Annotated in this window: 15 protein-coding genes and 1 tRNA gene; 8 read left to right on the top strand and 8 right to left on the bottom strand. The window is 64.0% G+C overall.

All coding sequences use genetic code 11. The features are described from left to right. Nucleotides 1-6: 6 nt before the first annotated feature. Nucleotides 7-82: transfer RNA gene (locus AC1RRE_RS03925), tRNA-Ala, on the bottom strand. 126 nt (nucleotides 83-208) lie between these two features. Next, nucleotides 209-529: a TIGR02300 family protein gene (locus AC1RRE_RS03930; protein ID WP_492979784.1), complete on the bottom strand. Its 321-nt coding sequence runs from the start codon at nucleotides 527-529 to the stop codon at nucleotides 209-211. Between the two features lie 171 nt (nucleotides 530-700). On the opposite strand from AC1RRE_RS03930, the gene aroA reads away from it, so the two are divergent. Continuing rightward, a complete protein-coding gene (gene aroA / locus AC1RRE_RS03935; RefSeq protein ID WP_492979785.1) occupies nucleotides 701-2,080 on the top strand; it encodes a 3-phosphoshikimate 1-carboxyvinyltransferase in 1,380 nt (459 codons plus the stop codon). Between the two features lie 16 nt (nucleotides 2,081-2,096). Here the strand turns inward: aroA and AC1RRE_RS03940 are convergent, their stop codons facing one another. Continuing rightward, complete coding sequence (locus tag AC1RRE_RS03940; protein ID WP_492979786.1) at nucleotides 2,097-3,500, bottom strand: methyl-accepting chemotaxis protein; 1,404 nt, start codon at nucleotides 3,498-3,500, stop codon at nucleotides 2,097-2,099. Between the two features lie 188 nt (nucleotides 3,501-3,688). Here AC1RRE_RS03940 and AC1RRE_RS03945 point away from each other — a divergent pair, with 188 nt between their 5' ends. The 5 genes from AC1RRE_RS03945 (at nucleotide 3,689) to AC1RRE_RS03965 (ending at nucleotide 12,799) form a co-directional block, all read left to right on the top strand. Continuing rightward, a complete protein-coding gene (locus tag AC1RRE_RS03945; RefSeq protein ID WP_492979787.1) occupies nucleotides 3,689-4,585 on the top strand; it encodes a LysR family transcriptional regulator in 897 nt (298 codons plus the stop codon). A gap of 211 nt (nucleotides 4,586-4,796) precedes the next feature. Next, nucleotides 4,797-6,458 carry an OFA family MFS transporter gene (locus AC1RRE_RS03950; protein WP_492979788.1) on the top strand — a complete coding sequence of 554 codons (1,662 nt, stop codon included), beginning with the start codon at nucleotides 4,797-4,799 and terminating at the stop codon, nucleotides 6,456-6,458. 111 nt (nucleotides 6,459-6,569) lie between these two features. Further along, a complete protein-coding gene (locus AC1RRE_RS03955; protein WP_492979789.1) occupies nucleotides 6,570-8,222 on the top strand; it encodes an NADH-ubiquinone oxidoreductase-F iron-sulfur binding region domain-containing protein in 1,653 nt (550 codons plus the stop codon). Beyond that, entirely contained in the window at nucleotides 8,219-10,981 is a 2,763-nt protein-coding gene (fdhF, locus tag AC1RRE_RS03960) for a formate dehydrogenase subunit alpha (RefSeq protein ID WP_492979790.1), read from the top strand. The genes AC1RRE_RS03955 and fdhF overlap by 4 nt, the downstream gene beginning before the upstream one ends. 36 nt (nucleotides 10,982-11,017) lie before the next feature. Next, entirely contained in the window at nucleotides 11,018-12,799 is a 1,782-nt protein-coding gene (locus AC1RRE_RS03965; RefSeq protein WP_492979791.1) for a hypothetical protein, read from the top strand. Here the strand turns inward: AC1RRE_RS03965 and AC1RRE_RS03970 are convergent. After that, nucleotides 12,777-13,706, bottom strand: coding sequence for a DMT family transporter (locus tag AC1RRE_RS03970; protein ID WP_492979792.1), 930 nt, complete (start codon nucleotides 13,704-13,706; stop codon nucleotides 12,777-12,779). The two genes, AC1RRE_RS03965 and AC1RRE_RS03970, sit on opposite strands and share 23 nt — an antisense overlap. A gap of 80 nt (nucleotides 13,707-13,786) precedes the next feature. Continuing rightward, nucleotides 13,787-14,128 carry an arsenate reductase (glutaredoxin) gene (arsC, locus tag AC1RRE_RS03975; protein ID WP_492979793.1) on the bottom strand — a complete coding sequence of 114 codons (342 nt, stop codon included), beginning with the start codon at nucleotides 14,126-14,128 and terminating at the stop codon, nucleotides 13,787-13,789. Between the two features lie 108 nt (nucleotides 14,129-14,236). Here arsC and AC1RRE_RS03980 point away from each other — a divergent pair, with 108 nt between their 5' ends. Both AC1RRE_RS03980 and AC1RRE_RS03985 read left to right on the top strand, forming a co-directional pair. Then, nucleotides 14,237-15,055, top strand: a complete 819-nt coding sequence (locus AC1RRE_RS03980) for a ferritin-like domain-containing protein (RefSeq protein ID WP_492979794.1) — start codon at nucleotides 14,237-14,239, stop codon at nucleotides 15,053-15,055. 59 nt (nucleotides 15,056-15,114) lie between these two features. Then, the gene (locus AC1RRE_RS03985; RefSeq protein ID WP_492979795.1) at nucleotides 15,115-15,615 is read left to right on the top strand and encodes a PAS domain-containing protein; all 501 of its coding nucleotides are present in this window, start codon (nucleotides 15,115-15,117) and stop codon (nucleotides 15,613-15,615) included. Between the two features lie 9 nt (nucleotides 15,616-15,624). Here AC1RRE_RS03985 and AC1RRE_RS03990 read toward each other — a convergent pair whose 3' ends face one another. The 3 genes from AC1RRE_RS03990 to AC1RRE_RS04000 are packed head-to-tail and all read right to left on the bottom strand — an operon-like array spanning nucleotide 15,625 to nucleotide 18,226. Beyond that, the gene (locus AC1RRE_RS03990) at nucleotides 15,625-16,422 is read right to left on the bottom strand and encodes an alpha/beta hydrolase (RefSeq protein WP_492979796.1); all 798 of its coding nucleotides are present in this window, start codon (nucleotides 16,420-16,422) and stop codon (nucleotides 15,625-15,627) included. A gap of 21 nt (nucleotides 16,423-16,443) precedes the next feature. Then, complete coding sequence (locus AC1RRE_RS03995) at nucleotides 16,444-16,923, bottom strand: RNA pyrophosphohydrolase (protein ID WP_492979797.1); 480 nt, start codon at nucleotides 16,921-16,923, stop codon at nucleotides 16,444-16,446. A 4-nt stretch (nucleotides 16,924-16,927) separates the two neighbouring features. Then, nucleotides 16,928-18,226: a divergent polysaccharide deacetylase family protein gene (locus tag AC1RRE_RS04000; protein ID WP_492979798.1), complete on the bottom strand. Its 1,299-nt coding sequence runs from the start codon at nucleotides 18,224-18,226 to the stop codon at nucleotides 16,928-16,930. Nucleotides 18,227-18,249: the final 23 nt, after the last annotated feature.

The raw sequence follows: 18,249 nt of genomic DNA on the forward strand, positions 1-18,249 counted from the left end.
GTGATTTGGTGGAGCCAAGCGGGATCGAACCGCTGACCTCCTGCATGCCATGCAGGCGCTCTCCCAGCTGAGCTATGGCCCCATTAAATCACGGACTTAAAGGCTTCTGGTAAGCCTGAGGTCCGTCGGCGGGGGCGGACCATAAGCCGGCCCCCGCCGCTTTGCAAGTGCTTCGTGGCCCTGAAAAAGGGCCCCGAATCCAACGCTATTAGCGTTCTTCTTCGGTCGGCTCAGTCTCGACGTCGATCTCTTCGGCGACATCATCCTCTTCGAACTCGTCGGCATCCTCGAGGATCTCGTCGCCGATCTCGGTATCCTCAACCTCGTCATCCACCGCATCGGGGACGACGGCGACCTTCGGGACCTTCTTTTCCTCGACCTTGGCAGGGCGGCGGGCCGACTTGGCCGGCACTTCGGGATTGAATTCCGTGCCGCATTTCGGGCACAGGATGGGCGACTTGTTCAGATCGTAGAATGCCGCTCCGCAACTCAGGCAGCGGCGCTTGGCGCCCCATTCGGCTTTAGCCATCGAGCAAATCTCCATGCTGGTCGGCGCCCGGACATCCTTGAAAACGGGTCCGGCGGCGACGCCCCGGCCGGCTGGCCGGAGCGGCGCGATTGTGTTAAAGAAGCGCGCTCTGTCAACCCGTTAATCCCGGCTTTTTTACAGCCGGCGACCCGTCCTGGGACCATTTCCCCGATGACCGCTCATTCCACCCCCAAAGCCCAGCCTGACGCCCCTGTCCTGCGGGCCCGTCCGGCCACATCCGGCCTGTCCGGCACTGCTGCCATTCCGGGCGACAAGTCGATCTCGCATCGTGCCCTGATCTTCGGGGCGCTCAGCGTGGGCGAAACCCGGGTCAGCGGGCTGCTTGAGGGTGAAGACGTGCTGCGGACGGCCGCCGCCATGCGCGCCATGGGCGCCGAGGTCGAGCGGCTGGGCGACAGCCCGCGCGGCGGCGGCGACTGGCGCGTCTGGGGCGTGGGCGTGGGCGGCCTGTCCGAACCCGACGACGTGCTGGACATGGGCAATGCCGGCACCGGCGCGCGTCTGGTCATGGGCCTGGTCGCCAGCCACGATTTCTCCGCCACTTTCACCGGCGACGCATCGCTGCGCCGCCGCCCGATGGGTCGCGTGGTTGAGCCGCTGTCGCGCATCGGCGCGCGCTTTGTCGGCCGCAGCAACGGCCGGCTTCCGCTCACCGTCGTCGGCACTGCGCATCCGCTGCCGATCGAATACGAACTGCCGGTGGCCTCAGCGCAGGTGAAGACTGCCGTGCTGCTCGCCGGCCTGAACGCGCCGGGCATCACCACGGTGATCGAGCACGAAGCCACGCGCGACCACACCGAAAACATGCTGCGCCATTTCGGCGCCGAGGTGAGCGTCGAAAAGACCAAGAGCGGCGGCCGCATCGTGAAGCTGGTCGGCCAGCCTGAATTCAAGGCGGCAACGATTTCTGTCCCCGGCGATCCGTCTTCGGCTGCCTTCCCGATGGTGGCGGCGCTGATCGTGCCGGGTTCGGAAATCACGCTCACCAATGTGGGTCTCAATCCGCTGCGCACCGGTCTGTTCACGACGCTGCAGGAGATGGGTGCCGACCTCAGCTTTAGCAACCGCCGTGACGAAGGCGGCGAGGCGGTGGCCGACATCACGGTGAAGCATGGTCGTCTGAAGGGCGTGACCGTGCCGCCCGAACGTGCGCCCAGCATGATCGACGAATATCCGATCCTGTTTGCTGCTGCTGCCTGTGCCGAAGGCGACACGGTCGTGCGCGGCGCCAAGGAACTGCGCGTGAAGGAAAGTGACCGTCTGGCGGTGATGGCGCGCGGGCTCAAGGCCTGCGGCGTCGATCTCGAGGAATTCGAGGACGGCATCGTCATTCGCGGCAAGGGCGCGCCACCCAAAGGTGGCGCGACCATCGCAACCGAACTCGATCACCGCATCGCCATGTCTTTCCTGGTGCTGGGCCTGGCGGCCAAGGACGGCACCGTGATCGACGATGCCCGCGTGATGGATACCAGCTTCCCCGGCTTCGCCGACCTGATGCGCCGCCTGGGGGCGACGCTGGAGCGCGTCTAGGAACGCATCTGGCGCATCACGCCTTGTAGCAGACGCGCAGGCCACCCCAGAGGCGGCCGTCGATCATGATCGGGGCGGACGCATCCTTCATCAGCGCGAAGGCACCGCCGCCCATGTCGCGGCGATAAGTCTGCAGCAGGAACGGTGCAGTGCTGCGGGTGATCGCCTGCGCGGTCTTGTCCAGATACTGGCGACGATTGCGGCAATGCGCCGCGTTCCACACCGGATCGTTGCTCAGCGGCTGCCGGAACTTCGGGTTATGTGTCGGGATCAGCTGGTTGTGGTCGGTGGTGGCGCAGAAGACCATGCGCTCGTCCAGCGCCATGATCGGGTCATGCAGCGGCGGCAGCACCTTGTCGAGGAAGGGGATGTAGCGGGTCATGTATTGCGCCGGATTGCTGCCCTGGATCGGCTGCAGATTCTTGTCGAACAGCGCATCCACGGTGATCTCGCCGCGGGCGATGGCATCCCGGAAGCAGGTCTCGATCTTCGCCGCCGTCTCCATCGCCTTGGCGATGAACTTGGTGTCGGTAATCTCGAAGCCCGATGTCGCGGTCAGCATCATAATCGATTCCGCGCCGGCCAGCGTGCGGTCGATGCGGGCCGAGGCGGCTTTAAGTGCCTCATTCGACTGATCCACACCCTGGTTCAGTTCGGTGACGGTTCCGGCGAAACTGTCGCAGCGCTGCCCGATCGCCTCGGTCATGCTGGCGATGGTGTCGGCATTCTCATCCACGCGTTTGACTGCGTCGCCCACGGTCTGCATCGCACCGCTGATGGTGTCGGCGCTCCGGCGCACCCGTTCGGTGCTCTCCATGCCGGCTGTCATGCGGTCGCTCAGCTGCTTCATCTGCGCGGTCAGCGCCGCCAGCGTTTTTGCGATCTCGTCGGTGGCGCCGCTGGTCTGCTTGGCCAGGGCCTTCACCTCATGGGCGACAACCGCAAAGCCGCGACCGGCCTCACCGGCGCGCGCCGCCTCGATGGTGGCGTTGAGCGACAGGATGTTGGTGTGGCGTGCGATCTGTCCGATCTCGGCCGAAACCTTGGCCACGCTCTGCATGGCGGTTTCGAATACTGTGAGCTGCTTGCCGATGGCGCCCACGGCTTCCACCAGGTCGCTGATATCGGTTAGCGATTTCTTCAGTTCGATATGGGATGCGTCGACATCCTTATGGGCCTGCTTGGCGACGTTGCGCGTCTCCACCGCCATGCCGGCGATCTTCTGGTTGCTTTCGACGATTTCCTGCGTCGCATCGGCAATCGCATGGAACTGCTCGGCCTGCGTATCGATCAGGCGGCTGACCTGCTGTACGTCGCCGACGACATCGGCGATATCCACGCTCAACTGACCGACTTCGTCCGAGATGCGGCTGATCAGAACGCCCGCGTCTTTATTGATCTGTTCTAGGCTGGCATCCATGCGCCGGTAATTCTCCGCTAAATCCGTATGCTTTTTTTCTTGTTCATAACGCAAAAGCTTCATCCATGGCGAGTCTTGTGAGGCACCGTATTTATTTCCCGATTATCCGGATGAACACTAATCCTTTGAAATTAGGATACAGCCGAAGCGAAATCCGCTAATAGCTGTAAGCCAAAAGGGCGGGAGCAATGATCGACAAGCTTGAGTTTCTGCTGGCGTTGGCCCGGGAGAAGAATTTCCGGAAGGCCGCAGACGAATGCGGCGTCACGCAGCCTACATTTTCTGCTGCAATCAAGCAGTTGGAAGACACGCTCGGCGTTTTGCTGGTGCAGCGCAGTTCGCGTTTCCTGGGCTTTACCGCGGAAGGCGAGCGAGTCCTGGACTGGGCGCGCCGCATCGTGGCCGATTCACGCGCTATGCGGCAGGAGGTGCAGGCGCTGAAGCGCGGCCTGGTCGGACATCTCAAAATCGCAGCCATTCCAACGGCTTTGGGCATGGTCTCAGAGCTCACCACGCCTTATCGCGAGAAGCATCCCGATGTGAAATTCACCATCTATTCGCGCACTTCTGTTGAAGTGCTCTCCATGTTGGCGAATCTCGAGGTCGATGCGGGAATCACCTATATCGACAACGAACCGCTCGGCAAAGCACGTTCAATTTCACTTTACTCCGAGCAGTACCGGTTGGTGACATCGGAGCACAGCCCGCTCGGTGATCGCGAAACCGTGACCTGGGCGGAGGTGGGCAAGATCCCGCTCTGCCTGCTGACGCCCGACATGCAGAACCGGCGCATCATCAACCGGCTGCTGCGCTCGGCTGGTGGCGGTGATCCGGAACCGACGCTGGAATCGAACTCGATGATCGTGCTGTTTTCCCATGTGCGTACCGGTCGCTGGGCCAGCGTAATGCCTGAGAAACTGGCGAATACGCTGGGTTTGACCGAGCGTCTGCGCTCCATTCCGATCATCGAGCCTGAAGCTGTGCACATGATCGGTCTCGTGGTGCCGAATCGCGAGCCGATGACGCCGTTGATCGTTGCCCTCGTGGCTGAAGCCAAACTGCTCGCCTCGCGTCTGCGCGACTAATCGCTCCGATCATGTAAGCCTATCGGGTGATATGAAAAGCATGGGTAATGAGCATGCTTTGATAGCTTTATGCTATCGCAGCATAAGGATGCTGTATTGATCGAGTTCTCGGAGTCGATCACTAAAAGCTTTGTGATTCTAAAATCATGACGGTAGCCGCGAGGAAATAACGACGGCCACTGTTCGGAAAAGCCCTTGGGAGGGGAAAACTATGGCGACTGCACAAGACACTGCAGGTCTGCTACCCGGTGTCGGGTTGCTCGATCGCGAACGTATTATCGCAAAACCTGGCTTCAATCGTTGGCTTGTGCCGCCGGCGGCGCTCGCCATCCATCTCTGCATCGGCATGGCCTATGGCTTCAGCGTGTTCTGGCTGCCGCTGTCGCGTGCCATCGGCATCACCTCGGCCAAGGCTTGCCCGCCCGACATGGGCCTGATGGCAGCGCTGTTCACCACGGCTTGCGACTGGAAGGTCAGCGACCTGGGCTGGATGTACACCCTGTTCTTCGTGCTGCTCGGTTCGGCTGCCGCCATCTGGGGCGGCTGGCTCGAGCGCTCTGGCCCGCGCAAGGCCGGCGTCGTCTCGGCGCTGTGCTGGTGTGGCGGCCTGCTGATCTCGGCCATCGGCGTCTATACCCATCAGCTCTGGCTGATGTGGCTGGGTTCGGGCGTGATCGGCGGCATCGGCCTCGGTCTCGGCTACATCTCGCCGGTCTCGACGCTGATCAAATGGTTCCCTGACCGTCGCGGCATGGCGACCGGCATGGCCATCATGGGCTTCGGTGGCGGCGCCATGATCGGCGCCCCGCTGGCCGACATGCTGATGAACACCTTCCGCACCGCCAACTCGATCGGCGTGTGGCAGACCTTCGTCGCCATGGCGGTGATCTACTTCGTGTTCATGATGGGCGGCGCCTTCGGCTATCGCATTCCGCCGGCTGGCTGGCGTCCGGAAGGCTGGACTCCCCCGCCGGAGAACGCCAAGTCGATGATCACCAAGCACCACGTGCACCTGAAGAACGCGCACAAGACGCCGCAGTTCTGGCTGGTCTGGGCTGTGCTCTGCCTGAACGTCAGCGCCGGCATCGGCGTGATCGGAATGGCATCGCCGATGCTGCAGGAAATCTTCGCTGGTGGCCTGATCGGCGCGCCGGACGTTTCCTTCACGCAGCTGAACGACGAGCAGCGCCGCACTGTGGCGGCGATCGCAGCTGGCTTCACCGGCCTGCTGTCGCTGTTCAACATCGGTGGCCGCTTCTTCTGGGCCTCGCTGTCGGACAAGCTCGGGCGCAAGATGACGTACTACACGTTCTTCGCACTTGGCATTGCCATGTACGCGCTGTCCCCTTGGGCGGCCGGCATTGGCAGCAAGGTGCTGTTCGTGACCTTCTTCGGTGTCATCCTGTCGATGTATGGCGGTGGTTTCGCCACCATTCCGGCCTATCTCGCCGATCTGTTCGGCACGCAGTTCGTGGGCGCCATTCATGGTCGCCTGCTCACCGCGTGGTCGACGGCCGGCATCCTTGGCCCGGTGGTGGTGAACTACATCCGTGAAGCCCAGATCGCGGCCGGCGTGCCGCGTGCGCAGGTGTACGATTTCACCATGTACATCCTGGCCGGCATGTTGCTGCTCGGCTTCATCGCCAACCTGTTCATCAAGCCAGTGGACCCGAAATGGTACATGAGCGAGCAGGAAGTGGCGGAACTGCAGGCCAAGACTGCGGCCTCGAATGCCGCCACGGCCACCGGCTCCTTCGGCATCGGCAAGGGTGGCTTCGACGGCAAGGCCATGCTGGCCTGGGCCATTGTCGGCATCCCGATCGCCTGGGGTGTCTGGATTACGCTGTCCAAGTCCCTCGTGCTGTTCCGCTAAGGCGGCGCAGTATCACAGGACTGGTGTTACGACTGCTCTCCGGCGTCCTGCGGACGCCGGAGAGTTTTATGATTTTTAGCGGTACCAGCAGCTATGAACGTCAACGCCAACATGAACATCCGTAACAACCGGAAGGGCCGGGCGACGCCGCGTGGCCGCCAGGCGTCGGATGCTGATCATGAGGCGCTGCGGGCCATCGTGAAGCCTGATGCAGGCCGTCGCGACCTGCTGATCGAATATCTGCATCTGATCAATGACGCGAAGGGGTACCTCCCGTCGCCTTTGCTGACCGCACTGTCCGAAGTCATGCGCCTGCCGTTGGCCGAGGTTTTCGAGGTCGCCACCTTCTATGCGCATTTCAAGGTTGTCGATACCGATGAGGTGCAGCCCGCATCGATCACGCTGCGCGTCTGCGATAGTCTGAGCTGCGTCATGGCCGGCGCCGATGCGCTGGCTGAAAAGCTGGACAACATCAGTCCCGATGTCCGCGTCGAGCGCGCACCCTGCATGGGTCAGTGCGACCGCGCGCCCTGCGCCATCTATGGCAAGAATGTGATTGCGCCGGCCTCTGTCGAAACCGTGCTGATGGCGCATGTGCAGAAGGCTGTGGCACCGGTGCTGCCGAACTACAAGGGTCTTGCCGCGTATCGCGCGCAGGGCGGCTATGGCGTGCTGGCGAAACTGCGCAGCAATGCCATGACACGCGAGGCATTGGTGGCCGAGATCGAAGCCGCCGGCCTGCGCGGCATGGGTGGTGCTGGCTTCCCGACCGCACGCAAATGGAAGGCGCTGCTGGAGCAGCCCAAACCCCGGCTGCTGGCGGTGAACGGCGATGAGGGCGAGCCCGGCACGCTCAAGGATCGCTGGTTCCTGGAAACCGATCCGCACAGCTTCCTGGAAGGCATGCTGATCGCCGCCCATCTGATCGAGGCGGAGACGGCTTATATCTATCTGCGCGATGAGTACCCGGCTTTACATGTCGTCATCGAGACCGAACTGAAGGCGCTGAAGGCCGCCGGCCTGCTTGGCAGCGTGAAGGTCGAACTGCGGCGCGGCGCCGGCGCCTATATCTGCGGCGAGGAGTCGGCGATGCTGGAAAGCATCGAGGGCAAGCGCGGTCTGCCGCGCCAGAAGCCGCCATTCCCCTTCCAGGTCGGCGCCTTTGGCCGCCCGACCCTGATCAACAATGTCGAGACGCTGTACTGGGTGCCGCAGATCGCCGACAAGGGCGCAGCCTGGTGGCAGGGACATGGCCGCAATGGCGGCAAGGGCCTGCGCAGCTATTCGGTCTCGGGCCGCGTGCGCAATCCGGGCGTCAAGCTGGCCCCGGCCGGCGTCACCATCACCGAACTGATCGAGGAATTCTGCGGCGGCATGCTGCCGGGCCATACCTTCACGGCCTATCTGCCGGGTGGCGCTTCTGGCGGCATCCTGCCGGCCAGTATGAACGACATTCCGCTCGACTTCGGCCAGCTTGAGAAATACGGCTGCTTCATCGGTTCGGCCGCCGTGATCGTGCTGTCGGACCAGGATGACGTGAGGGATGCGGCGCTGAACCTGATGAAGTTCTTCCGCCATGAATCCTGTGGCCAGTGCACGCCCTGCCGCGTCGGCACCGAAAAGGCCGCCGACCTGATGGCGCAACCGAAATGGAACGAGCCGCTGCTGCGCGACCTGGCACAGGTGATGCGCGATGCCTCGATCTGCGGCCTGGGCCAGGCGGCGCCCAATCCGCTTCTCAGCGTGCTGGAGCGATTCAAATGATCCGCTTCCATCTGGACGGCAAACCTGTTGTGGCCATGCCGGGCGAGACCATCTGGCAGGTGGCCAAGCGTGAAGGCACCGATATCCCGCATCTGTGCTACACGCCGCAGCCGGGTTTCCGCGCCGACGGCAATTGCCGCGCCTGCATGGTGGAGATCGAGGGCGAACGCGTGCTGGCGCCAAGCTGCAAGCGCACGCCGACCGAGGACATGAAGGTCGTTTCGGCCAGCGAACGCGCCAAGAAGGCGCGTGAACTGGTAATGGAGATGCTGGTCGCCGATCAGCCCAAGCGCAGCGAGACCCATGATGCCGGGTCCAAGTTCTGGCACTGGGCCGAGGCGCTGAACGTCACCGAGAGCCGTTTCCCCGCCCGCGAGCACCAGCCCGCGCCCGACCGCAGCCACAGCGCCATGGCGGTCAACATGGATGCCTGCATCCAGTGCAATCTCTGTGTCCGCGCCTGTCGCGAAGTGCAGGGTAATGACGTGATCGGCATGGCCTTCCGCGGTCATCATTCCGAGATCGTCTTCGATTTCAACGATCCGATGGGCGACAGCACCTGCGTCGCCTGCGGCGAATGCGTGCAGGCCTGCCCGACCGGTGCGCTGCTGCCGGCCACTCTGGTGGACGAGCATAATCATGGCGTCGAGAAGGCGACCAAGGCGGTCGACAGTCTCTGCCCCTTCTGTGGTGTCGGTTGCCAACTCACCTATCACATCAAGGATGAGAAGATTCAGTATGTCACCGGCAAGGACGGTCCCGCCAATCGCGGTCGTCTCTGCGTGAAGGGCCGTTTCGGCTTCGACTACGTTAATCATCCGCATCGCCTGACCGTGCCGCTGATCCGCAAGGATGGCGTGCCGAAGCATGGTGAGGACTTTGTCGATCCGGCCAACCCCTATACGCATTTCCGCGAAGCCACCTGGGAAGAGGCGATGACCCGCGCCGCCGCTGGCCTGATGAAGGTGCGCGATGAGATCGGCCCCGAGGCGATGGCCGGTTTCGGTTCGGCCAAGGGCTCGAACGAAGAGGCCTATCTGTTCCAGAAGCTGGTGCGTATGGGGTTCGGCACCAACAATGTCGATCACTGCACCCGCCTGTGCCATGCCTCCTCGGTGGCGGCCCTGATGGAAGGTGTCGGTTCGGCGGCGGTCACCGCGCCGTTTGCGGCCGCCATGGATGCCGAAGTGATCATCGTGATCGGCGCCAATCCCACCGTGAACCATCCGGTGGCGGCGACCTTCATCAAGAATGCCGTGCGGCAGAAGGGCGCCAAGCTGATCGTGATGGATCCGCGTGGCCAAGCCCTGACCAAGTTCGCCACCCATCATCTGCGCTTCAAGCCCGGCGCCGATGTGGCGATGCTGAACGCGCTGCTCAATGTCATCATCGAGGAAGGCCTGACCAATCCGGCCTATATCCAGCGCTTCGTCGACGGCTTCCCCGACCTGGAGCAGGCCGTGAAGGAGTCGACCCCGGAAGCGATGGCGCCGCTCTGCGGCATCGAGCCCGAGGTGCTGCGCAAGGTCGCGCGCATGTATGCCACCTCGAAAGCCTCGATCATCTTCTGGGGCATGGGCGTGTCGCAGCATGTGCATGGCACCGACAATGCCCGCTGCCTGATCGCACTGGGCCTGATCACCGGCCAGGTCGGCAAGCCCGGCGCCGGCCTGCACCCGCTGCGCGGCCAGAACAATGTTCAGGGCGCGTCCGATGCCGGCCTCATCCCCATGGTGCTGCCCGACTACCAGTCGGTCGAGAATGCGGCCAAGCGCGAGGCCTTCGAGGCGGTCTGGGGTCCGGGCGCGAAGAATGAGCATATCGCGCCCAAGCGCGGTCTCACGGTCGTCGAGATCATGAACGCGATCATGAAGGACGAGATTCGAGCCATGTATATCATGGGCGAGAATCCGGCGATGTCCGATCCAGATGCGGGCCATGCGCGCGAAGCGCTGGCCAAGCTGAATCACCTCGTCGTGCAGGATCTCTTCCTCACCGAGACGGCGTTCCATGCCGATGTGATTCTGCCGGCGTCTGCTTTCGCGGAAAAGGACGGCAGCTTCACCAACACCGATCGCCGCGTCCAGATCGGCCGTGCGGCACTGAAGCCGCCGGGCCAGGCACGGCAGGACTGGGAACTCGTTCAGGAAATCGCCCAGCGCATGGGCCTGCCGTGGAATTACAAGCATCCGAGCGAGGTCTATACCGAGATGGCGAGCGTCATGCCGTCGCTCTCCGGTATCACCTGGCCGCGTCTGGTTGACGAAGAGGCTGTCACCTATCCGGGCGGGCGCGAGATCATCTTCACCGATGGTTTCCCCACCGCCACCGGTCGCGCCAAGATCGTGCCGACCAAGGTCACGCCGCCGGCCGAACTGCCCGATACGGAATATCCGATGGTGCTCAGCACCGGCCGCTTGCTGGAGCATTGGCATACCGGCGCGATGACCCGCCGCGCCACCCAGCTCGATGCCCTGGAGCCCGAAGCCATCGCCATGCTGCATCCGCGCGATGCGGCCCGTCTGGGGGTGAGCGTCGGTCAGCATATCCGCGTATCCACCCGGCGCGGCTCGATCTCGCTCAAGGCCCGCATCGACCGCGATGTGGCCGAGAACATGGTCTTCATTCCCTTCGCCTTCTACGAGGCGGCGGCCAATCTGCTGACCAACCCGCAGCTCGACCCCTTTGGCAAGATCCCCGAATTCAAGTTCTGCGCTGCCAAGGTCGAGGCGGTGCAGGAGGCTGTTGCCGCCGAATAGCCCGCCGCGCCATGATGGCGCAGGGGGGATTTGGGCATGACTTCAGGACAGACGACGCGGCCGACCTTCGAGATCGGCCTGGTGAATGCTGGCGCGGTCTCGGGTGGCGCCTATGCCGCCGGCGCCCTGGATTTCCTCTACGAAGCCCTGAACGAATGGCAGCTTGCGAAAGATCGCGGCGAACGCGTGCCCGATCATCGCGTGGTGCTGAAGGGCGCGGCCGGCGCATCGGCGGGCGCCATCGGCAATGCGCTGACCGCCATCGCACCCTGGCATGGCATCCATCCTGTCCGCGATCTGGTGCGGCGTGATGCCAAAGGGCGCCTCAGCGGCATCAGCGATGCGACCGAGGCCGCCAACTGGCGGGTGAATGAATTCTTCCGCTCCTGGGTGATCGAGGCTGACCGCGCGCAGCTGTTTTCCACCACCGACCTGCAGCGCGGAGCCTCCGTGCCATCGCTGCTCAATGCCGACATGGTGGATGGTATCCGCGACGGTCTGCTGGGTCGGCTGAATGCAGCCACGGTCGCGCCGCCGCGTTATCCTTTCATCGCTACGCCCTATCGGTTGTCGTTGAGCGTCACCAACCTGCCGGGTCTGCCCTATCGCATCAGCATGACGGGCGATGACCGCGACGGGCAGGTGGTGACCACCCATGGCGACTATGTGCATTTCCGCGTCGATGGTCTGGGCGGCGCCGCCGATGGTCCCGATGAGGAACCGGGCTTCGATCTGCCGTTGCCGGCGCCATCATCGCTGCAGGCATGGCAGCCGCTGGGCGAAGCAGTCGCGGCCTCGGCTGCCTTTCCGGTCGGCTTCCGCGCCCGCGCGGTGCAGCAGCCCGGCAGCGTCTATCAACAGCGGCCCTGGACGGTGCCGGCCGCGCCCGACAGCGACGCCTGCACCAAGGTCACGCAGATTCCACCGGGCTACGATCCGATGCCGCAATCTTACGGTTACTGGGCCATAGACGGCGGCATGGTCGACAATGCGCCGGTGGAACTCGGTCGCCGCATCCTCGCCGGCCCGGGCAGTCGCAATCCGCGCGATGCGCATACCGCCCATCGCGCGCTGCTGCTGCTCGATCCGTTTCCCGATGCATTGCCGGCCTATACGCCGCCCGGCCCGATGCCGGGCATGTTTGCCGTGGCTGGCAGCCTGTTCGGCCTGTGGCTGCAGCAGACGCGCTTCAAGCCCGAAGAACTGGAACTGGCGGCGTCCGAATCCGTACGCAGCCGCTTCATGCTCGCGCCTGTACGATATGAGGCCACCACGCGATTGACCGGCGCTGCTGCGATCTGCGGCGGTGGACTGGGCGGTTTCGCCGCGTTTCTCTCGCAGATTTATCGCCTGCATGATTTCCAGCTCGGCCGTCGCAACATGCAGCGTTTCCTGGCCGAGCATTTCACGCTCGATGCGGCCAATCCGGTCTTCGGTGACTGGATCAGAAACAACATTCAGGTTGCACAGGGCTGGCTCGACCGCGATGGCGAATTCCCGATCATCCCGCTCTGCGGAACGGCGCGGGAAGAAGTGCAGCCCTATCCTTGGCCGGCCGGCGTGCCGCTGGCCGAGGAATGCGCGCCGCTGATCCGCGGGCGGCTTGAGGTGATGGTGCCGATGCTGCTGTCGGAAGCCGTGGCCGGCATGGACAAGGCAGCCATCAGCCGCGGCGGCTGGTGGCGTGCGTTGCTCCGGCTGCTGATGCGTCTGATATTGATTCCGGTGCAGTGGATCGCGGCGCGCTGGCTGATCGCGCGCGGGCGGCGCATGGTCGATAACCAGATCGCGGCTTTCAGGAAGGACTGGAAGCTTTAGCGGGTTTGAGGATCAGGCCGAGTGCCAGCGCCACCAGCGCCAGCGCTGCGAATTCCGGCCATTGCGGCTGCTCGCCCAGCATCAGCATCGATGAGAAGACGCCGACCACCGGAATCATCAGCGTCGACAGACCGCTGATGCCGGCCGGCAGGATGCGCACCAGCACGTTCCAGGCCCAGTAGCAGAAGACGAAGCAGATGCTGGCGTTATACAGCGCCGCCAGCCAGGGACCGGCGGAATACATGAACCAGCGGTCCATCTCCAGAGTCGGCGCCATGATGAAGATCGGGATGCCGCCCAGCACCATCTGCCAGCCGACGAACGGCACGGCGGTCATTGGCACCTGCCACAGCTTGGTCAGCAGCGTGCCGATCGCCCAGCAGATCGCCGCCATCAGCACCAGCACCACGCCCAGCGGCGCGGTGGCCATCGCCTGCCATTCACCACCGATCAAAACTATAAGCCCGGTGAAGCCGATGCCCAGGCCAGCAAGTTTCCAGCCGGTCAGGCGCTCGTGCAGCACGAGCACGCTCATCGGTACCAGCCACAGCGGCATGGTGAAGGCGAGGATGGTGGTGCGGCCGGCCGGCAGCATGCTGAGGCCGTAGAGCACGAAGATGTTCCAGCCGGCGATGTTGAACAGGCTGATCCAGACCAGCTTCCACACATAACCCGTCGGAATGCGCATCGGCATGCGTTTCCAGATGGCGATGGCGAACAGGCCGAGTGCACCGCCGCCCAGGCAGAAGGCGCGGAAGGTGAAGACCGGCATTTCGGCCAGCGCGATCTTCATGATCGGCCAGTTGATGCCCCAGAAGAAGGTGAGCAGCGCCAGCAGGCCGAGCGAATAGGCGGAAATGCCTTGCTGCGCGACGCCGGTTTTGGCGTCGGTGGAATGATCGGTCATGGGCGAGGCGGCTATCCGTTTGTGTGCGGATGAGGCTAGCGTGCTCGCCTGTCCAAGACCAGCAGGCCAGGACCGGCAGGCTAGAGAATCCCCAACACCTTTTCCGGCGGGCGGCCCAGCACGGCCTTGCCGCCATGCACGAAGATCGGCCGTTCCAGCGCCTGTGGATGCGCGGCAATGGCCTTGACCAGGGCGGCATCGCTGGCATTCACGTCGATGCCGGCCTCGGCGGCTTCCTTGCGGCGCAGCACGTCCTTTGCGGTCAGGCCCATCAGCCCGAGCAGGCGCTGCAACTCGGCGGCGCTGGGCGGCGTTTCGAGATATTCGACCACCTTGGGCTCGATGCCGCTGGCCTTCAGGATTGCTAGGGCCTGGCGCGATTTGGAGCAGCGGGGATTGTGATAAAGGACACTGTCAGCCATGAGACCCGGCTCCTGTCGCCGTAATTTTGCCAAGAATGGTGTATTAACCGGCACTTAGCGAAAATGGCAAGAGTTGCAATTTGATGACTGCTTGTTAAATAGGATGGCATGACCGGTCACTGGACGCTCGACGATATCCCCTGGCAGCAGTTCGACCCTACCAAGGTCGATCCCGAACTGCTGCGCGCGGTCAAGGCCGCCGCCCTGGTCGAGCATAACGCCGACGACTATGTCACCTATCTCTGCAATGTCTTCGCCGATGATCCGGCCTTCTGCGCGCTGGTGCGGCAATGGGGCATCGAGGAACGCCAGCATGGCGCGGCTCTGGCGCGCTGGGCCCAGCTGGCCGATCCCGCCTTCGACCCGGCCGAGGCCATGCGCCGCTTCACCGATGGCTATCGCCTGCCGCTGGACACCACCAGTTCCGTGCGCGGCAGCCGCAACGGCGAACTGGTCGCACGCTGTGTGGTGGAATGCGGCACCTCCAGTTTCTATACGGCGATCCGCGATGTGACCGAGGAGCCGGTGCTGAAACAGGTGGCCGGCAAGATCGCGTCCGACGAATTCCGGCACTACAAGCTGTTTTACGACCACCTGCAGCGCTACCAGCAGCAGCATCCACTGTCGCGCCTGCGCCGGTTTTTCATCGCGCTTGGCCGCATGCAGGAGGCCAGCGACGATGAACTGGCCATGGCCTACTGGTGCGGCAATGGCTGCCAGGGCGAATACGACCGGCACAAGCAGAGTGCTGCCTATGAGCTGCGGGCCAGCCGTGTCTATCGTTTCGGTCATATCCAGCGCGGCCTGAGCATGGCGCTGAAGGCCTGTGACTTCGATCCGCAGTCGCGATTCAGCCGGTTGTTCGCCGGGGCGATCTGGCGAATCATGCAATGGCGACTGCGTCGCCTTGCGATTGCCGCCGCATAATCCGGGATCTGGCGGCTCCGTCCCTTGCCTGAACAACACATCAGGCTAGTATTTCCCGCATGACCGCTCCGGCTGACCTGCCGCCTCAGGGACCGATTTCGGAAGCCGATCTCGATCCCCGTCTTGCCGAGCTGCTGACTTACTGGCGCGCTAGACGCGCCATACGCGGCAGCGGCCGCCGCTTTCCCGCACGCGCCGATCTCGATCCGCTCGACATGCGCGGCATGCTGGGCAACATCAACCTGATCGATGTCGTGCGTGAGGAAGGACGGCCGGCGCCGCGCTTCCGCTATCGCCTGTTCGGCAGCGAATTCGTTTTCTATCATGGCGGCGATCTCACCGGCGTTTGGGTCGACGAGATTCCGAACCCGGTCTACCGCGAGCAGCTCAGCGGGCTCTACATGCATGTGGTGCTGACTGGCTCGACTCCGATGGTATCCTACGACTATCTGCTCGAAAGCCGGCGGCACCGTTTCCAGGCCGTGATCCTGCCACTGGCCACCGATGGTGAGACAGTGGACATGATCCTTAGCAGCGGCTTGCCGGTTGGCGTGTACTAGGCGCGACGGCTACTGGGGCGGCAGATCGTCGAGCCAGCCGGCGATCAGTCCGATGACATCCGCCTCGCGCGGCTCTCCGAAAATAAAATGGCTCAGGTCCGGAATCTCGCGATAGACGGCGCGGCCGGGATAGCGTGCCGCCACCGCGCGGCAGGCCGCCGGCGGTGTCACCTTGTCGTCGCTGCCGGCGACGACCAGCATCGGCCCCTGCACGCGATGACTGGGCACATGACTGCTCGCATGCCAGTCCAGCCACCATAGCATCGTCTCGCCCAGCACGCGGCCGGACTCGGGCACCAGGCGGGCGAAGATGTCGCGCTGCAACGCTGGCGGAATACGATCCATCGACTGCGCGGCGGCGATCTTGAAATCCGGCGGGATGCCTTTGCGCCAGACATCCATGCCGCCCTTCCACAACAGGCCGGCGGCATTGTCGATCTGGCTCCGGCTGCGCGGCATGCTGCCCCAGGGTGCGACCGGTGCCAGCAGCACGGCAGCACGCACCAGATTTCTGGCGGCGAGCTGCTGCGCCAGCAGGCCGCCCAGCGAATGGCCGATCACCACCGGCGGTCCATGCGGACCGGGCACGAGGCCATGAATTTCGTCTTCGAGGAAGCGGCGATAGTCGGCCAGACCCTGACGGGCCAGGTCGGAGTGCGGATCAGCGCCGGCATACTCAGTGCCATGGAAGGGCAGGTCGGGCGCGTGGGTCTTCCAGCCGCGGCGGTTGAGCTCGGTACGCAGCCGCTCGAACATCCATCCGCCGGCAAAGGCTCCATGCACCAGCAGGATATCGCCCTTGCTCATGCCCGCCGCCTTTCTGCTGCGTCAGGTGCGGACCCGATCGGCGAATTCAGCGACGATCAGTTCATAGATCGGTCGCTTGAACGGCACGATCAGGTCGGGCAACTGGCGGAATGGCAGCCAGCGCCACTGGTTAAACTCTGGATGCGCGGTCTGGATGTTGATGTCGCTGTCCTGACCCTTGAAGCGGGCGAGATACCATTTCTGGCGCTGGCCGCGATACTTGCCCTTCCACACCTTGTCTACCAAGTCGGGCGGCAGGTCGTAGGATAGCCAGCCGCGGCTTTCGGCGATCACCTCGGCCAGATGCTGCGGCACGCCGATCTCTTCTTCCATCTCGCGCAGCGCGGCCTGCAGCGGGTCCTCGCCCGCATCAATACCGCCCTGCGGCATCTGCCAGGCTTCGGCGGTCTGGTCGATGCGCTGGCCGACGAAGACCATATCCTGCGCATTCAGTAGCGCGATGCCCACGCCGTCGCGATAGGGCCGTGCCTCGATGGTCATGAACTCACTCTGGTGTCTGGCGATTGGCGATGGCAGAGATGGGTGCGAGCGCGATGCCACGGGCATCCAGCTTTTCCGACCAGGCCAGCAGGCGGTCGAGGCTGATCGGATAGGGCAGGGCAGCGCCGATGGCGACGCCGCTGGCCTTTGCCGTGCGCTCCAGTTCTTCCAGGCGCGCATCGATCAGCAGCGCGGTCGGTTGCACGTCGATCTGGCGGTTGACGAAGGCATAGACGCCGCCGCCCTCGCGCACCACACGAGCCGCGACGCTGCGTGGGGCCACGCGGGTATCGACGAACATCAGGCCGCGATCCTTCAGCCGCAATGCGATGCCGCGCATATGATCGGGCGAGGAGGTGTATTTGCCACCCATCAGATTAGTGAAGCCGATATAGCCGGTGGCGCGCGCCAGCAGCCAGTCGATGCGACGGTCGTTTTCCTGATCGCTCAAGGAAGTCAGCAACGTGTAGGGGCCGGGATCGCTGGCCGGATAATCGAAGGGTTCCATCGGCAGGCCGAGCAGGACTTCGTGGCCGCTGATGCGAGCCTTTTCCACCTGGGCGGCCAGATCGGGCGCGTAAGGGTTGAAGGCGAAGCTGATCGCCGGCGGCAGGCGCTCGGCTGCGAGTGCGGTGAGCTGCGCGTTCAGGCCCATGTCATGCAGCACGATGGCCAGTCGCGGACGGTTCGCCGGCTCGGCATAGGGGCGCGCATAGGCGCTCCAGGGCTGACGGCCGTCGCTGCCGATCCTGGGGATGGGCCCGCGCGGCGACATCTCTGTCAGTGTCGGATCAGGGGCAACGAGAAGGCCGCTGGGCAGGCGGCCGACATCCGGCGGCGGCGCGACGGCGGCAGCCTTCTGGTCGGGCGCGAGGCGTGCTTCGGGTGGTAGCGCCATGCGGGCGACAGCGATGATGACTTCCGACCCCGGCAGCGAGGTGAACTTGTCGCTGGTGGTGACCAGCCAGCCGCCGGCGGCAGCCAGCACGAACAACACCATGGTCCAGGCCGCCAGCAGCAGGCGGCGGTTCACGGTCTTGAGGTCGCCACGCAGGAAGGGCGGCCACAGGATCAGGCCGAGGATGTGGAAGAGGCCGGCGATCTTGTGCTTCATGCCGCGCCGACGCGGCGGCGGATGATGCGCGTCTTCGTCGGTGCCGGTTATGGTCTGCAGCAGGTCGGCGTCGTCATGCTCGGCAGCGACCGGCACGACGGGCTTCTTGCGGAACAGACGGCCGAACAGGCCGGGCTTCGGCGGGTCAGCCGCCGTGCGATCGTCGGGATCGGCGTGAAGTTTGGCCATTGCGGTGTCTCAGCCTTCTGCTG

The organism is Ferrovibrio sp. GW821-FHT12D07, from assembly GCF_058807275.1.

Coding starts and splice junctions, on each gene's coding strand:
- aroA (WP_492979785.1), top strand. CDS start 701: ATGACCGCTCATTCCACCCCCAAAGCCCAGCCTGACGCCCCTGTCCTG.
- AC1RRE_RS03980 (WP_492979794.1), top strand. CDS start 14,237: ATGACCGGTCACTGGACGCTCGACGATATCCCCTGGCAGCAGTTCGAC.
- AC1RRE_RS03955 (WP_492979789.1), top strand. CDS start 6,570: ATGAACATCCGTAACAACCGGAAGGGCCGGGCGACGCCGCGTGGCCGC.
- AC1RRE_RS03990 (WP_492979796.1), bottom strand. CDS start 16,422: ATGAGCAAGGGCGATATCCTGCTGGTGCATGGAGCCTTTGCCGGCGGA.
- AC1RRE_RS03985 (WP_492979795.1), top strand. CDS start 15,115: ATGACCGCTCCGGCTGACCTGCCGCCTCAGGGACCGATTTCGGAAGCC.
- AC1RRE_RS03970 (WP_492979792.1), bottom strand. CDS start 13,706: ATGACCGATCATTCCACCGACGCCAAAACCGGCGTCGCGCAGCAAGGC.
- fdhF (WP_492979790.1), top strand. CDS start 8,219: ATGATCCGCTTCCATCTGGACGGCAAACCTGTTGTGGCCATGCCGGGC.
- AC1RRE_RS03945 (WP_492979787.1), top strand. CDS start 3,689: ATGATCGACAAGCTTGAGTTTCTGCTGGCGTTGGCCCGGGAGAAGAAT.
- AC1RRE_RS03995 (WP_492979797.1), bottom strand. CDS start 16,923: ATGACCATCGAGGCACGGCCCTATCGCGACGGCGTGGGCATCGCGCTA.
- AC1RRE_RS03930 (WP_492979784.1), bottom strand. CDS start 529: ATGGCTAAAGCCGAATGGGGCGCCAAGCGCCGCTGCCTGAGTTGCGGA.
- AC1RRE_RS04000 (WP_492979798.1), bottom strand. CDS start 18,226: ATGGCCAAACTTCACGCCGATCCCGACGATCGCACGGCGGCTGACCCG.
- AC1RRE_RS03950 (WP_492979788.1), top strand. CDS start 4,797: ATGGCGACTGCACAAGACACTGCAGGTCTGCTACCCGGTGTCGGGTTG.
- arsC (WP_492979793.1), bottom strand. CDS start 14,128: ATGGCTGACAGTGTCCTTTATCACAATCCCCGCTGCTCCAAATCGCGC.
- AC1RRE_RS03965 (WP_492979791.1), top strand. CDS start 11,018: ATGACTTCAGGACAGACGACGCGGCCGACCTTCGAGATCGGCCTGGTG.
- AC1RRE_RS03940 (WP_492979786.1), bottom strand. CDS start 3,500: ATGGATGCCAGCCTAGAACAGATCAATAAAGACGCGGGCGTTCTGATC.